The organism is Tardiphaga sp. 37S4, from assembly GCF_021044645.1.
In the GTDB taxonomy this organism is placed as follows: domain Bacteria; phylum Pseudomonadota; class Alphaproteobacteria; order Rhizobiales; family Xanthobacteraceae; genus Tardiphaga; species Tardiphaga robiniae.
The window spans coordinates 4,087,080-4,102,921 of the sequence record NZ_CP088008.1 but is presented as its reverse complement, the minus strand read 5'-3'; the positions used below and the strand labels follow the sequence as shown (position 1 = coordinate 4,102,921).

The window sequence follows — 15,842 nt, the reverse complement described above, 5'->3', positions numbered from 1 at the left end:
TGTCACCTTTCGTCGGGCACCGAAGCCAGATCGCTCAATCTGGTTTCGAACCGACATGTGAGCCCTTCGGGCAAGAATTCGATTTTGACGGAACTGCCGAAGTCGGCAGACAGCGTACCTTCGATCAGTCGTGAGCCAAATCCACGTCGCGTCGGCGGCGCCACGACGGGGCCGCCGGATTCGCGCCACGCGAAACCTAACGCCGGCCCGTCGCTGCCGATGTGACAAGCCCAGTCGATATCTATCGTTCCGTCCGGAACGGATAATGCACCATACTTTGTGGCGTTGGTTGCGAGTTCATGCAGCGCGAGCGCCAGCGACAGCGCCTGCTTGGCCGTCAGTTCCACCTCGGGGCCCGAGACGCGAATGCGCTTTTCGCCCGTTCGATGCGGCGCGAGCGCGCCAGCGATCACCGTGGGCATCGACGCGCTGGTCCAGCTCGATTGCGTGAGGATGTCATGCGCCTGGTTGAGCGCGGCCAGACGCGCATCGAAGATTGTGCGCGCATCTTCCTTGGTCGCGGCAGTCCGGAACGTCTGACTGGCGATGGCGCCGACCATCGCCATGGTGTTCTTCATGCGGTGCTCGAGTTCGCGCGTCAACATTTGCTGTTGCGCTTCGGCGCGCTTCAGCTTGCCGATATCGCGAATGGTTCCAATGAAGCGACTGACTTCGCCGTTTTCGAATTCCGCACGGCCCTTGGCCGAGCACCAGCGCTCGATGCCGTCATCGAGGCCGATAGTGCGGTATTCGATGTCATAGGCCTGCGGCCCGTCCAGCTTCATGGCGTTCACGCACGCCTTTTCAGTGACGTCGCGATCGTCGGGATGAAGCCCTTGCAGGAAGACGTCGAACGAGATCGGCTTGCCGAAGGTGAGGCCGAACAATTCGTAGCAGCGCCGGTCCCATTGCAGCACGCCGGTACGCGGGTCGAGATCCCAGGTTCCAGTGTCGGCGGCGTCGAGTGCAAGTCGTAGCTGGCTTTCGCTTGCCTGCAGCGCCACATCCACGGCACGCGATGCAGTGATATCGCGCGACACCGAAAGCAGCTGATGCGGTTTTCCATCGGGGCCGGGAATGGCGGTGACGGTGACATCCCACCATTTCGGCGTGCCGGCCATCGTGGTGGCGAAACCCTGGAAGTGTCCGGTACGCCCAAGCTGAGCGGCTCTTACAGCTGCCTTGGCGTCGATATTGCCCTGATCCTGCCAGAAGTCCGGCCATGGGCAGCCCTTGATCGCATCGAAATCCGTGACCTCCATGATGCGCTGGCCGCCGTCGGTCATGAAGATGAGGTTGCCGTCGAAATCGAGAACCTTGATGCAGTCGCCCGATGCTTCGAGCAAACTTCGCAAGAATGAATTGGCGTCCTGAATAGGCCCTAACGATTGATCCACGAATACCCCGGGAGCTGCGGCTCCGATCACAAAAATACGCTGCAATGAAATACGGCCGCAAACAGATACGGTTGCGGATGTACGCTAACAGGTCTTCGAGCAAACGTGCCAGACCAGACCGGGTTCCGGCTCAATCGCGGCGATGCCGCGTGCGTTGATTTACGCGGAGGTCGACACCTCCTGCGCGGCACTTCCGTCGCACCACAGCCAGGCGCTGACCGCGCCGCTGCGGCCGCGGATCTGGACTTCGGTCGGGCCGCTCAGCGCCCCCGTTGCGCGCACCGCACAATCAGCCCCCGCTGCGCGCAGCAGGTCGTCGCTCAGGGCGACCTTGGCGCCGTGGCTCGCGGCGACCTCCATGAGCCGGCTGGCGACATTGACGGTATCGCCGGTCGCGGTGATGTGCTGGTAGCTGGCGCCGCCGAGACGCGATGCGACGATATCGCCGAAATGTGCGCCGATCTTGAATCCGATCTGGCTGGCGATCTCAGGCGGAAGACCGGCGATCCATGTGCCGGTGCGCGTCGTCAGTTCGATACAGCAGCGCACGGCACGGGCGGCATCGTCATCGGCGACCACAGGCAATCCGAACAGGATCATCGCGCCGTCGCCCATGAAGGTTGTCACCACACCGCCATGGGCGAGGGTCACCTGATCGATCATGGCGTGGAAGGACTTCAGCAATTCGCGCACCGCATCTGCGTCGCGTGTCTCACTGAGTGCGGTGAAGCGCGAGATATCGATGAAGATGACGGCGGCATGCTGATGCACCGGCTGCAACAGATAGTCCGGATCCTTGATCAGCCATTCGCGCAGGCCCGGCGCCTGGAACTGGCGCAGCAGATCGCTGCGGGCGGCGAAATGCTGCACGCTGCGCCGGCTGCTCCAGATCTGCAGCGCGCCGAACGCCATGGCCGGCGGCACAGCCGCGGCCAGCGGCAATGCAGCGCTCATCCAGATGCCATGGGCATAGGCGACGGTGTTGATCACGGCCCACAATGCGACGACGGCGACAATCGCAATGAGGCCGATGGCATTGCGCCGCCAGGCGAGTAGGGCGATGCACAGCATCGCCAGGACGATCGCAAAGCCGGCATCGAACAGCCGTATGGAGGTGTTGCGTAGCAAGGTGTCCTTGGCGAGCAGATGCGTGATTGCGGTGGACACGACCTCGACGCCGGGCATCACCGGATCGAACGGCGTCGAGAAGAAATCGCCGCCGCCGCTGACGGTGACGCCGATGGCGACGACGCGATCCTCGACATCGGCGCGGCGGAGTTTGCCCGCCAGAACCTCCGATGCGCTGATCGTCCTGATCGTGCCGCGCGGCCCATAGAAAGACATCGGCAACAAATGGCCGACATCGGTCGGAATGTGGTTGCCGGCGAGGGAGAAATTATACTCGCCAATCTGGGCATCGTCGCGCGAGGCGGCGGATGCGACGCGCAGCGGCATCGACACCATCACGCGGTCGGCCGAGCGCATCAGCATCGGCATCGAGCGCGGTACGCCGCTGCTGTCGGTATTGAGATTGACCACGCCGACCGTGGCCTGATCGGCGAAGACTTTCAGCGGCAGCAGAAATCCCGACGCCACCGGCAGATCCGCAAGCGGCCCGGACTCCTTGGTGGCCACGGTCTGTTTGGACTCGCTGAACAGCGCCGCCGCGGCAATGACGGTGTTGGTTTTGCCGAGTGCCTGTGCCAGTGCGGCATCGCTTTCCGCAGCGCCGGCATCGACCAGCAGCAGATCGAGAGCGAGCACTTTCGGTTTGTAGCGTGCGATCTCCTCGATGATTGTCGTCAGCGTGGCGCGGGGCAGCGGATAGCTGCCTTGTTCGCGTGCGACCCGATCGTCGATGGCGATGATGGTGACGAGATCGGGCGGTTTCTTCACGCCGCGGATCTGGATGCGCAGGTCGGTCAGCGTCGCCTCTAACCGGTCGAGAAAGCCGACATCGCCGCGGTTATGTCCAAAGGCCAGCGCCGCCGCCCACACGCCCGCAAGGACCATGGCGAGCGGTGTCCGCAATCTGCTGGCCTTCATCATCGTTTGTATCCGGGCCGCTAACGTCCAATCCTTGCCATCAGCGCGGTGACGCGCGGCGCCGGCCAACGCTTGATGTCGAGTGGCGTCGCCGAGGTATCGACATCGACGCCTTCACCGGGGCCGAGGCTCACGCTGCCGGGGCCGGTCACACGCCTGACGCCGACACGACCGGTCTCGACGAAGACGGAGGTCTTGCTGCCCTCGGCGTCCACCGCCCATTTGGTGCCACGCACGGCGGCGATTGCTTGCGGTGTCATCACCTCGAAGGTTTTGCCGGCCTTCTGTTTGGGGGCCTCGATGAAAATGGCCTTGCTTTGCAGGTCGACGCCGTCGACACGGCCGTTGCGGTCGCGGTCGAGCAGCGTGAAACGCGCGCCGTTTTCAGCAATGATCGTCACGCCGCCGCAGTGCAGGGTTTGTGGGCCGCCGACCGGTTGGCTCGATGTGCAGCCCGGGCCGGCCTGCTGCGCCGATGCAGCACTGCCATACAGGCACGCCGCAGCGACAGTGGCCGCCGCCAGCCTGATTGAATGGGTCATGTTGGTTACTCCTGAACGCCACATCGGTAAGGCGGGCGGCGGGGGATTCCGTTCAACGTCAGCGGGCGAGCGGCGTGATTAACGCTCGGAGGTACCCATATAGGGCGACGCCGCGGCACAACGAGGGCAGATCCAACCGGTACGGCCGATCTCACGACCATGTGAGATTGAGAGGCATTCTCAGTAATCGGGCCGCGAGCGCTGCCGCAATCTCGCCACATCGCCCCGGATTTTCAGGGGATATCAAAGGTTTGCATGAGGCCAACGAGGCCATTTTCGGGGCGTTCGTGCTTGTTTTCCCCCCGCGCTTCCTTTATTCCCGTTTTGCATCGCAGACAGCGTCCTGGAAGACTTGGGTAACCAAGATCATTGGCCGCGTTTAGGCGGATGCCTGGGCGTGATCCGGCAAACGGCAGACCGTTTTCCGCGCTGATCACGCTTCGACGCGTGTATTTTCAGAGGACTAGCGCCAAATGGCCAATGTTGTCGTCGTCGGCGCCCAGTGGGGCGACGAGGGTAAGGGCAAGATCGTTGACTGGTTGTCGGATCAGGCTGATGTCGTCGCCCGCTATCAGGGCGGCCACAATGCCGGTCATACGCTGGTCATCAACGGTCAGACCTACAAGCTGGCGCTGCTGCCGTCGGGCGTTGTGCGCCAGTCCAAGCTCTCGGTGATCGGCAATGGCGTGGTGTTCGACCCGCAGGCCTTCGTCGATGAAGTCGCCAAGCTCCGCGGCCAGGGCGTCGATGTTGGCCCGCACAATCTGCGCGTTGCCGAAAACGTCACGCTGATCCTGCCGCTGCACCGCGAGCTCGATGCGCTGCGCGAGAATGCCAACAAGGCCACCGCCATTGGCACCACCCAGCGCGGCATCGGCCCGGCCTATGAAGACAAGGTCGGCCGCCGTGCCATCCGTCTGATGGATCTCGCCGATCTCGCCACGCTGCCACACAAGGTCGATCGCCTGCTGACGCATCACAATGCGCTGCGCCGCGGTCTCGGCCTCGCAGAATTCAACACGGCCGACATTGTGAAGGAGCTCTCCGCATTCGCGCCGGTGCTGCTGCCCTACGCTGAGGCCGTCTGGCGGCTGCTGGACAGCAAGCGCCGCGAAGGCAAGCGCATCCTGTTCGAGGGCGCGCAGGGCGCGCTGCTCGATGTCGATCACGGCACCTATCCCTATGTCACCTCGTCCAACACGGTTGCTGCGCAGGCGGCGACGGGCACCGGCATGGGCCCGGGCGCGGTCGGCTATGTGCTCGGCATCTGCAAGGCCTACACCACGCGCGTCGGCCAGGGTCCGTTCCCGACCGAACTGCTCAACGAGATCGGCGAAGAGATCGGCCGTCGCGGCAAGGAATTCGGCGTCAATACCGGGCGCAAGCGTCGCTGCGGCTGGTTCGATGCCGTGCTGGTGCGACAGACTGTCCGCACCTGCGGCATCAATGGCCTGGCGCTGACCAAGCTCGACATCCTCGACGGCTTCGACACCATCGAGGTTTGCGTCGGCTACAAGCTCGACGGCAAGGAAATCGACTATCTGCCGGCCGGTGAAGGCGCCCAGGCCAGGATTGAGCCGATCTACGAGACCATCGAAGGCTGGAAAGAGCCGACCGCGAACGCCCGTTCATGGGCCGACCTGCCGGCGCAGGCGATTAAATACGTGCGCCGGATCGAGGAACTGGTGGGCTGTCCGATTGCTTTGCTTTCCACGAGCCCGGAACGCGAAGATACTATTCTGGTGCAAAACCCGTTCGAGGCTTAACGGACTGTTACCGGATAGCCTCCAAATTGATGCACCCGCAACATTGAGTCGAGATGGCTGATTACTACCCGTTGATCGCCCGTGCCATCGCCGGACTGGACCCCAGTGCTCCCGGCGAGCAGCGGCGCGCGCTCTATGAGCGCGCCCGCACGGCTCTGATTGCCCAGTTGCGCAGTGTCGAGCCGCCCCTCAGCGAGTCAGAGATCACTAGGGAGCGGCTGTCGCTCGAAGAGGCCGTCCGCAAGGTCGAATCCGAAGCGGCCCAGCGCGCCCGCGATGCGTCGCGGCCTGCGGCGGCTGGAACGACGGGCGACGGCAAGCCGCGCGCCGGCGATGCTTTCCGCAATGCCGGGCCGCGTGCCGGTGCCACGCCGGCCGAGCCGTCGCCGCGCGGCCGCCAGCCGATTACGCCGACGCCGGCGTCTCCCCGCGGGCCGGAAGAGCCGCGCCCGCCGCGCACCTTGCGCGTCGATCCGCCACCGATTCCGAAGCAGCAGTCGCCCAATGCCGGCGCGCAGGATCCGAACGGTCCACCAACCCGCGAACGATCAGGCACGCCGCGCCGCTTCGAAAACAATCCGGCAGCACCCCCGCCCGCCCGTAACGATCGCGGCGACCAGGGCGATGCCGCCATGCGCGGCTTCCGCGACGTCACCGCCGATGTCGACGATCTCGGCCGCGCTGCCGCCCAGGCCAACCGCGCGGCGCGCAAGACTTACGCCAACGTGCCGTCTCCGACGCCGGAATTCGATCGTCTCGAACCCAGCATGGAAGCGCGTAGCGAAGCTTTCGGCTACGACGAGACGGCTTACGACGACCAGGACGGCGACGAGTCGCAGGTGCCACCGTCGCGCATCAAGGATTCCAAGGGCAAGAAGGCGAAGCCGCCCAAGCCTCCGAAGCCGAAGCGCGTCAGCGGCGGTTTCCCGTTCAAGACTGCGCTTCTCATCGGCATCGTGATGATCCTGATCGGCGCCGTGATTCTGGGATGGCCGACGATCAACAAAATGGTGCGCGGTTTCGCTGGCGGTTCGGCGCCCGTCGTCACCGACAACAAGGATGCGCCGCTGGCGCCGCGGCCGAAAATCGCCGATCGCGTCGGTCAGCCGTCGTCGTCGGATCAGATCGCGCCGGTCGCGCAGCGCGTCGTTCTGTATGACGAGGATCCGGCTGAGCCGAAGGGCCGGCAATATGTCGGCACGGTGGTCTGGCGCACCGAGCAGATCAAGGGCACCGGCGGCAAGCCTGGTGACATCGCCGTGCGCGCGGACATCGAGATTCCGGAACGCAAGTTCAAGATGACCATGTCGTTCCGCCGTAACACCGACACGTCGCTGCCTGCCAGCCACACGGCCGAACTCACTTTCGTGCTGCCGCCCGATTTCGCCGGCGGCGGCATCGCCAATGTTCCGGGCGTGCTGATGAAGTCGAACGAGCAGGCACGGGGCACGCCGCTGGCCGGCCTCGCGGTCAAGGTCACCGACGGCTTCTTCCTGGTCGGTCTCAGCAATGTCGAAAGCGATCGCGCGCGCAACCTGCAGCTCCTGAAGGAGCGGTCATGGTTCGATATCCCGCTGGTCTATGCCAACCAGCGCCGCGCCATCATCGCCATCGAGAAGGGCTCGCCCGGCGAGCGTGCCTTCAACGACGCCTTCGCGGCCTGGGGCGAGTAACAGATCAAGCGCGCTGGTCAGCCGCTCGTGATCTGCACCGATCTCTCCACGTCATGCCCGGCCTTGAGCCGGGCATCCACGTCTTGAGCCGTGCCAAAGGAAGGCGTGGATGGCCGGGACAAGCCCGGCCATGACGAATGAGAGTGCATTGCCTGGACCAACAAATCGATGTTGAGGCTACGGTTACTTGCCCTCAAAGCTACCCGCCTGCGCCACCGCGCCGTCGTTTCAGGTCATTCCTGCAGCCAGAACTGCTTCACCAGAGGTTTCGCAGGCGCGCGCTCACCATCGCGCTGTCACGCTGCCGAGAACGGTGCGCCCCTGCGTGAAGGTGCAGGTCCCGCCGTTGCAGATCGGAACACGCTCGTCCGATAGATTGCGCGCATTCACGGCCAGGCGCATGCCGCGATAATCGTAATGCACACCCGCATCGAACGCTGTGATCGCAGGGTTTCTGATCGTATTGATGTCGTCAGCCCAGGTCTGGCCGATCCAGCGTGCGCCGGCGCCGACACCGAAGCCCGCGATCGGACCGGTCTGCCAGGTGTAGTCGAGGAAAATCGCCGCCTGCTGGGTGGGCACGCCGATCGGCACCTTGCCGAGATCGGCCCCGTTGCTGCGAGTCACAGTGGCGTCAGTATAGCTATAGGACGCGACACCCTTGAGTCCCTCTGCCAGAGACAGCACCGCCTCCAGTTCGGTTCCGCGTGAGCGGATCTGGCCGGTCTGCACCGAGTACGGCGAACCGAAGACCGGATCGGTTGTCAGGACGTTGTCCTTGGTCAAGTTGAACCAGGTCGCCGTGAAGTAGCTGTTCCAGCCAAGCGGCTGATACTTGATACCGGCCTCAAAGGATTCGCCTGTGGTCGGCGCAAACGGCGTGCCGCCGCGCGTCGTGCCGGTCTGCGGCAGGAACGATGTCGCGTAGTTGACGTAAGGCGCGAGCCCGTTGTCGAACAGATACAGCAATCCTGCGCGGCCTGTGAACTTGCTTGGGTCGCTCGTGGTGGTCACGCCTGACAGGTCGTTATGGTCCGAGAGCTCGGCAAAGTCCTGCCGGCCGCCGATGGTCAGCCGCCAGCCGCCCAGTGCCATCTGGTCCTGCGCGTAAAGTCCGAGCTGACCGAGAGTCTGGCTGTTGGCGCCCAGAAGCGATAAGGGCAATGTCGGCGTCGAAGTGCTATAAACAGGATTTGTCAGGTCGAGCGACGGACCGACGCCCGCATAGGAGCCAAAGGTCGTTCCCTGCCGGAAGTAATCGACTCCGGCCAGGACCGTATGCTTGATCGGGCCGGTCGCCAACCTGGCTTGGACCTGATTGTCGATATTGAAGGTGTTCAGGCTTTCCTTGAAGGTTGCCGCGTAGCGGTTCAACGTGCGGCCGTCGGGCGCGAGACTGAGCGCATCGACCATGTTGCCTTCGAACGACACGTGCCCGAGCCGGACGTTCTGCCGGAACGTCACAGCCTCATTGAAGCGATGTTCGAGCCTGTAGCCGACCGAGGCCTGCGACTGCGTGAGCGCATCGAATGACGGATCGCCGAGACGAATATTGGTCACCACGCCCGTCGCCGGGTTGCGCAAATAATACGGCCACATCGACGTCTTGCTGCGCTCGTATTCGGCCAGCACCGTGAGCGTCGTGTCTTCGCCCAGCTTTGCGGTGAAGCTCGGCGCCAGAAACACGCGATCGTCCCAGGTGCCGGGAATCTGCGTGCCGCTGTCACGCACCAGGCCGGTGAAGCGATAGAGCAGCTTGTCGTTGTCGAGCGTCGGCCCGCTGAAATCGAAACGGCCCTGATAGCGATTGAAATTGCCGATATCGAGCCCGGCTTCGTTGAGCCGCTTCTCAAGCGGCATCTTGCTGACATAGTTCACCATGCCGCCGGCTTCGTTGGCGCCGTATAGCACCGAGGACGGACCGCGCATCACTTCGAGACGCTCGGCACCGTAGGGTTCGTTGCGGAAATAGGCGAAGGAGCCGTTACCCTGCCGCAGGCCGTCGCGGTAGTTGCCGTATTGGTTAGCTGCAAATCCGCGGATCAGGAACTGGTCGTAGCGGGCATCGTAGCCATAGGGCTGGGTTTGCACGCCCGCCGTATAGGCCAGCGCCTCACCGACGGTTCGCGCGCCCTGGTCGCGCATCTGCTCCGGCGTCACCACCGAAATCGACTGCGGCGTCTCGATCAGAGGCGTATCTGTTTTGGTGCCCGTGGCACTTCGCGTGGCCACATAGCCTTGAACGGGGCCCCATGCGGATTCCGTTGCGCGGGCGCCTGGCACATTGCTCGGAGTGACTATTCCCTGACGCGTGGCTGTGCGCGCCGCCCGTGCGGCGGTGCGCGACGCGCTGCTGCGCGCAGTGTTCTTGGGTTTGGCGCGCCGATCTGCGCTGCCTTGAACGATGACGGGATCCAGCTGCGTGGCGCGCGCTGAAGGCGTCTCCGTGCCGGTGGCTTGCGCCAGCATTTGTGCGCTTGCCTGCGCTGACAGGCCCATCAACAAGACAATAGAACTCGCTGCACCAAGACACATTGCCTTGGTGACTTTTCTTTCGACGATCCCCACCGATAACGCCCCGCATGTCGTTCGGACTGACCGAGCCCGATTCCTGCGTGGTCTCTAGGACATCAAATCGCGCATGGCATTACCTGCCAAGTTAGAACCTCTACACACTAGAACCGTTAAAATCGCAGGAGTGTGCCGAGCGGCAATTTGCGGATGGCCGGATCAAGTCCGGCCATGACGAACGAGAGGCGAGAGCTTTCGCTCTCGCGCCGCCGGAATGACAACTACTTGCAGCCGAAACTCCCCGCCTGCGTCACTGCTCCACCATTCCACACTGTCCGCAGCGGATAGACGCAAGCCGGATAGCTCAGCCTGCTGTCGCGCGACGTCAGTGCGATCTCGCCGGGAGCCACACCTTTCTCGACCCAGTCCGTCAGCGCGGTGAAGAACTGATCCTGCTCGCGCGTCGGCGTCTGGTTGGCATTCCCCGGCAGTTTCGGTAGCGGCACGGAATCGTTCTGTCCGCTGACCGTATAGGCGCGGCCCTGCGAGCTGTGGGCCGAGCCGGGCAGCAGATACATCCGCATGAACTTCTGCACCTCCGCGTGGCCGCCCATCTGCGCCGCGACGCGCTCGTGATAGTTGACATTGCCGGCGGGCGGGATCGCGTCATCGACGAGGCCGCTATAGACGATGATCTTGCGGCCGAGATCGCGCAACTTGCCGAGATCCGCTTTGTCTGTGCCGAGATTGCTGAACAGGGTGGGCTGCAAGGCAAGGTTCTTGTTCACCGTATCGGCCAGATCGGCATAGCTGAGCTCCTGCCACTTGTTGCGTTCGGTGGTCGAGCCGTTGTTGAACGGAATGTCCGACGGGTTGGTGGCGCTGGCATCGGCGGCGTAGCGGACGTCCTGCAGGGCCAGGGCCACGCTGCCGGCGGCTGTACCGGTGATCTGGCTGCCGATCGCCGTGGTCCTGGTGAAGGCCCACCACACCTGTTTCGTGCCGAGCACCTTGCCGCTGCGGCTGTCGGAGCTTTGCGCGGCGTCGTAGCTGCCATCGGGCGTTGCGCCGAACCAGATCCTGTCGAGCGCCATCGCTTCCTTCAGGCTCATACAGGTTGCCGGATCGGCATTGCTGCCGGTGACGCCCTGGCCAGCCTCGCCGCTGCAGAGGGTCGCGGCATCGCGTGCGGGATCATAATCGCAGGCGAACGGATCGAGCAGGAAACCGATCCCGGCTTTGTCGCAGGCGGCGAGGGCGCGCTTGTTCGCTGCCTCGATCTTGGCGGCGAAGGCGGTGGCTTTCGGCTTGTCGAGTGCGGTGAAGCCGAGCTCGGTCTTCATCACGATCTGCGGATATAGCGCAGTCGTGCCGAATTGCGGGATGTTGAGCGCCGGCTGCGCGATCATGTAGCCGTCATAGAGCTCGGGATAGTCCTGGGCGATCTTCATGCCCTGCCGGCCGCCCTGCGAGTGGCCATCGTAGTAAGTGTAAGCCGGCGCCTTGCCGTAATACAGCGTGGTGAGCGCCCTGGTCTTGACGGCCTGCTCCACCATGGCGCGGACCGAGAAGTCGCGAAATCCTTCGGCATTGACCTTGCCGTCGGAGAGAAAGGTGAAGGAGCCGTCCTGATACCAGGGTTGTCCTGCATCGGTGGTGCCCGAGGCATAACCCATATTGGCGTTGACGAGGGCGGGCACCTTGCTGCCGATCTTGTCGGCGATGCGATGGCCACCGCCGACCCAGCCGCCGCCGCCGTAGTTCCGGATGCGGGTATTCCAGTTCGCCGGTGTCGGCAGCCAGACCTCGATGCCGATGCCCTCGGACCAGGAGCGTGCAGTCTTGTCCTTTTCCGCCGTGAAGCCTGGCCCCACCAGAAGCTTCACAAGGCACATGTCCGCCGCCATGGTGATCGGGCGGGGCGAATCCTGTGCGACCAGTTCCTCGCCCTTTTTGATCGCCCGCACGGCCACCACGGTGGTGGCCTCATCGGGATGAAATGCGGCCTTGATACCGTCGTCGCAGGCGAGCTGCTGTGCGGAAGCGGGGGCGGTGGTGCCGCATAGCGCGGCAAACAAGGCTATCGCCGTCACGATGGCACGCGCGCGGTTGTCATCACGGATGATGTGGGGGGCTGTCGACATGGCGTTTCCCGTCTGTTTTATTTTTGAGTTGGGGTGAGTTCTCCTCACTTCGCCTCTGCGATCAACTACCAAAACGATGTCGGAACGTAACATTATGTTAAAAAGGCCCCGTGGATTGGGCCTACAGCGATGTGATTTGACCCCGTGCGGTCGCCTGCTATCCACAATGATCCGCTCTTGAACCCCTTCTGCCGCCATGGACCCCCGCATGACCACGCGTCGACAGGTGATGAAGCTCGCCGCCTTTGCTGCCAGCCAGACCGCGCTGATGGGCGCGGTGCGTGCCGAGGGTGGAGTCGATCTCGGCGCGGCCGCATCGTCACAGCTCCCCTTCGCGCAGCAGACGCCGATGCGTATCGGCGCCGCGGCGCTACGCGTCCGCGACCTCGGCAAGATGCGGACCTATTACACAGACCTGCTGAAGCTCGACACCATCCGCGCGGACAAAACCGAAGTCGTGCTCGGCGTCGATGGCGTGGCGCTGCTGCATCTGATCCATCGGCCCGATGCACCGCTGGAGGCGCAGACCACCGCCGGGCTGTTTCACACCGCGTTCCTGATGCCGAGCCGCGCCGATTTCGCGCGTTGGCTGGTCCATGCCGCGCTGGCGCGCACACCGTTCGATGGCTTTGCCGATCATCACGTCAGCGAAGCCTCCTATCTCACCGATCCCGAGGGCAACGGCATCGAGGTCTATTCGGACCGGTCGCCATCGGCGTGGAAATGGACCGGCGACATGGTCACTATGGGAACCGACCAGCTCGACATCGACAACATCGTGGCGCAGACGGATACAACCCGCGATCAGTATCACACCGCGCCGAAGGCGCTGCGTATCGGCCACATGCATCTACGCGTCGGCGATGTCGCGCGCGGGCGCAATTTTTATGAGGGGCTGATCGGGATGGAGCCGACGCGGCTCGGGCGGCCGGGTGTCGCCTTTCTGTCGTCAGGTCGCTATCACCATCACATCGGCATCAACACATGGCAGAGCGCCGGCAGCGGTCCGCGCAATGCGCAGGAGACCGGGCTGGCCTGGTTCTCGCTCCGTATTGCCGATGATGCCGTGATGGCAGACCGCAAGCGCCGCCTCACGGCAGCGGGCCTGTCAGGCGAGTCGATCGCAGATGGCATTGCGATCGCCGATCCATGGGGCACTCAGGTGAGGCTCGTGAAAACGTAAGGTCGAGAAAGATTTCGGCCGGTCTGCTGTCGCGCGCGACAGGCCTACGCCTCAGCCAATTCGAAATATCGCGGCGCGTCGCGCCAGCCATGGGCTGCAGCATGGAGCGCCTTGGCGCGATAATCCAGTTCGAGATCGCAGAGCATGCCGCGCATTTCCAGATCGCTCTCCTCGCGGGCGAGGCGGTTGCAATCGTCCGCGCGGTCTCTGAAATAATTTTCTGACATAATCATCGGTATCTTTTTCCATCGGCTTCGATGGAACTTCGCCGTCCGGTTTGGCGAAGACGTGGCGGCATGCCATCAAATACATGGCAGTTCCCGCTTTTCGCGTTGCGAAAGATTGCGCAGCAATGTTACGGCGCGCCGTTGGCGCCTGCGGTCACGGCATGCGACACGAGCGCATGGGCATCGGTGATGCCGCCGGCCGCATGGCGCACGATGGTCTCCGCCATCATCGCCTTCGTCGCCGGTGTACGATGCTGCACGGCGATCTGCTGCACAGCGATATCCAGCACCTGGCGCAGCGTGGCCACATAGTTTGCGTCGAACTTCGGTGTCGGGTCGGTTGTCATGATACACTCCGTCGTCTCGAGCTGCGCGGACCATGCTGGCGCATTGGGGCGTATCTTGGCCCGTGCGATGAAACGTGGATGACGGCTGGTGACATTGTTTTGAAGTGCGGGCGTGAACCTTCACGCGGTGTTGCGCAACATAGCGGCGCGCGCATTGCGCTGCACACCAGAGCGCAAAAAGGGATCGATAAAATCTTTAGCAAGTGTGAAGCCACGATGACGTCGCGTGCACATTCGCGCAATCGATGACCCCTGCCATTTTGTTGAATGGGGCTTGATCAAGCGCCATTCCCGAATGCGGCCTATCGCGCGTCGAGGCGTCGGTTCGCGGATGTTTGCACGGGCGCCTTGCGGCAAGGCGTCCGTGCTCCGCTTATGGGCGCGCCGCTTACCTCAGCGAGATGGCGAGGCCCGAGAGATCGGCATTGACCATCAATCCGGTCTGGCGGCCGCTGAGTTCCAGCAGCGCGCCTTTCTCGTTGGTGAGCACGATGGCGCTGACGCCGCGGCCGACGGCAGCCCCCGCGCCGCCTGCGCCATAGACGCCGGCCACATCGCCCGGGCTGTTGATGCGGCTGACGCGGCCGGACAGATAGGTCTGCGACGCGCCGAACACGAGGCCCGCGCTCAAGCCGCCGATCGACAGCGGATAGGTCCGCCCGCGAAAGGTCAGCGTGCCCGAACCGCCTGACGCGCCGATGAACCAGCCGCCCTTCAGCACATTGATGCGGATCGTGCCGCTATCGGCGAAAGCTGCGGAGGACAGGCTTGCGCCGATCAAGGCGAGGGCGACGACGAGGGTGGTGCGGAAAAGCGAGCGCGACATGGGGGTGTCCTCCGAGGGATGATTCGTTGGCGCAAGGCGAGGCCGGCACAATCCAGCAAAATGGTTGCGGGGTCCATGGGCTCGCGAGCGGCGAGGGCGGTGCAATTGACAAATGCGGGCCCGACCAAACACACTCGGCCATGGCCAGGACCGTCCTCTTCCTCTGCACCGGCAACTACTATCGCAGCCGCTATGCGGAAGAACTCTTCAATTACCTGGCGCTCCGCGCCGGTCTGGACTGGGAGGCGACGTCCCACGCCCTGGCCATCGAGCGGGGCAAGGACAATGTCGGCCCGATGGCGGGGCAGACCATCGACGCACTGACTGTCGATGACATCTCGCCCCTCGGCGTATCGCGAATGCCGGCGGTCTGTACGCATGATGCGCTTGTAGCGTCCGATATGGTCGTGGCCGTGAAGGAGGCCGAGCACCGCACCTTGCTGGCGGAGCGCTTTCCGGGCTGGGAAGATCGCGTGACCTATTGGCACGTCCATGACATCGACGTGGCGCCTCCCGACGTCGCGCTGGGCGAGCTGAAAGCGCATGTCGCGCGTCTGGTGCGTGAGCTGGCTGAACCTCCCCATACGAGTCTGATCGCTCCCGCCATGTGGCAACTCGTCGAGCGCCATGTGGGGCACGTCGGCTATAAAGGCGGCGTCAAGTCCGAAGGACTTGCGTGGGATCCGCCGGTCATCGATTGCTCTGGCTGGGCTGCGTTGCTGCTGTCCAGCGCGATGCAGGCGATGAATGGTGCATCCAGAAGCGGCGTCTTCAGCGCCAGTGAGATTGCCGGGATTTCGACCTGGTCGGATCGCATGATCGAGGTCATCGAGGCCCGCACTGGGTTTATTCTCGAAGGCGATCGGATCGATCTCGACAGCCTGCCGCGCTTTGCAACGATCGGCTTGCGACAGGGTGGTGGAGCATGGGCCGCGAACCATCCGCGTCCACGCGGGATCACGCATGTTGTTCAGATCGTGCGCCGCCCTCATGACGATGCGCCGTTCGTGACGGAGTCGCAGGGCTGGGCAACGCCCTCTGGTCTCCGGTTGCTGCCGCTGGCGGATTGGCTTGATATCAGCCGAGCGTGGCTCAAATCCGGCGAGGCGTGGGCGGTCGATCCGTTTGCGCCGAGCCTGCGTCGCGCAGGCGTGGCGTGACGCCAACGCCTGCGAAATGC

The 15,842-nt window shown here is 63.7% G+C and carries 12 protein-coding genes; 4 read left to right on the top strand and 8 right to left on the bottom strand.

Annotated elements, in window-relative coordinates; genetic code table 11:
• Positions 1 to 2 precede the first annotated feature (2 nt).
• The 3 genes from LPB73_RS19435 to LPB73_RS19425 all read right to left on the bottom strand — a co-directional run bounded on the left by LPB73_RS19435 (position 3) and on the right by LPB73_RS19425 (position 3,985).
• Positions 3 to 1,355: an HWE histidine kinase domain-containing protein gene (locus tag LPB73_RS19435; protein ID WP_231077882.1), complete on the bottom strand. Its 1,353-nt coding sequence runs from the start codon at positions 1,353 to 1,355 to the stop codon at positions 3 to 5.
• A 201-nt stretch (positions 1,356 to 1,556) separates the two neighbouring features.
• Positions 1,557 to 3,446 (bottom strand): adenylate/guanylate cyclase domain-containing protein, encoded by a 1,890-nt coding sequence (locus LPB73_RS19430; protein ID WP_349768790.1) that lies wholly within the window; start codon positions 3,444 to 3,446, stop codon positions 1,557 to 1,559.
• Between the two features lie 17 nt (positions 3,447 to 3,463).
• Complete coding sequence (locus LPB73_RS19425) at positions 3,464 to 3,985, bottom strand: FecR domain-containing protein (RefSeq protein ID WP_231077881.1); 522 nt, start codon at positions 3,983 to 3,985, stop codon at positions 3,464 to 3,466.
• A 473-nt stretch (positions 3,986 to 4,458) separates the two neighbouring features.
• On the opposite strand from LPB73_RS19425, the gene LPB73_RS19420 reads away from it, so the two are divergent.
• On the top strand, positions 4,459 to 5,751 hold the full coding sequence (locus tag LPB73_RS19420) for an adenylosuccinate synthase (protein WP_089261652.1): 1,293 nt from the start codon (positions 4,459 to 4,461) through the stop codon (positions 5,749 to 5,751).
• Between the two features lie 53 nt (positions 5,752 to 5,804).
• Positions 5,805 to 7,424, top strand: a complete 1,620-nt coding sequence (locus LPB73_RS19415) for a hypothetical protein (RefSeq protein ID WP_231077880.1) — start codon at positions 5,805 to 5,807, stop codon at positions 7,422 to 7,424.
• Between the two features lie 282 nt (positions 7,425 to 7,706).
• Here the strand turns inward: LPB73_RS19415 and LPB73_RS19410 are convergent, their stop codons facing one another.
• Both LPB73_RS19410 and LPB73_RS19405 read right to left on the bottom strand, forming a co-directional pair.
• A complete protein-coding gene (locus LPB73_RS19410; protein WP_231077879.1) occupies positions 7,707 to 9,893 on the bottom strand; it encodes a TonB-dependent siderophore receptor in 2,187 nt (728 codons plus the stop codon).
• 323 nt (positions 9,894 to 10,216) lie between these two features.
• Entirely contained in the window at positions 10,217 to 12,079 is a 1,863-nt protein-coding gene (locus LPB73_RS19405; protein ID WP_231077878.1) for a tannase/feruloyl esterase family alpha/beta hydrolase, read from the bottom strand.
• A 208-nt stretch (positions 12,080 to 12,287) separates the two neighbouring features.
• On the opposite strand from LPB73_RS19405, the gene LPB73_RS19400 reads away from it, so the two are divergent.
• Positions 12,288 to 13,262, top strand: coding sequence for a VOC family protein (locus LPB73_RS19400; protein ID WP_231077877.1), 975 nt, complete (start codon positions 12,288 to 12,290; stop codon positions 13,260 to 13,262).
• A gap of 44 nt (positions 13,263 to 13,306) precedes the next feature.
• Here the strand turns inward: LPB73_RS19400 and LPB73_RS19395 are convergent, their stop codons facing one another.
• The 3 genes from LPB73_RS19395 to LPB73_RS19385 form a co-directional block, all read right to left on the bottom strand.
• Positions 13,307 to 13,495 (bottom strand): hypothetical protein, encoded by a 189-nt coding sequence (locus LPB73_RS19395; RefSeq protein ID WP_068731284.1) that lies wholly within the window; start codon positions 13,493 to 13,495, stop codon positions 13,307 to 13,309.
• 122 nt (positions 13,496 to 13,617) lie between these two features.
• Positions 13,618 to 13,836 carry a hypothetical protein gene (locus LPB73_RS19390; protein WP_068731389.1) on the bottom strand — a complete coding sequence of 73 codons (219 nt, stop codon included), beginning with the start codon at positions 13,834 to 13,836 and terminating at the stop codon, positions 13,618 to 13,620.
• A 388-nt stretch (positions 13,837 to 14,224) separates the two neighbouring features.
• Positions 14,225 to 14,662 (bottom strand): hypothetical protein, encoded by a 438-nt coding sequence (locus LPB73_RS19385; RefSeq protein WP_231077876.1) that lies wholly within the window; start codon positions 14,660 to 14,662, stop codon positions 14,225 to 14,227.
• Between the two features lie 26 nt (positions 14,663 to 14,688).
• Between LPB73_RS19385 and LPB73_RS19380 the strand changes: the two genes are divergently transcribed.
• On the top strand, positions 14,689 to 15,822 hold the full coding sequence (locus tag LPB73_RS19380) for a hypothetical protein (RefSeq protein ID WP_231077875.1): 1,134 nt from the start codon (positions 14,689 to 14,691) through the stop codon (positions 15,820 to 15,822).
• Positions 15,823 to 15,842: the final 20 nt, after the last annotated feature.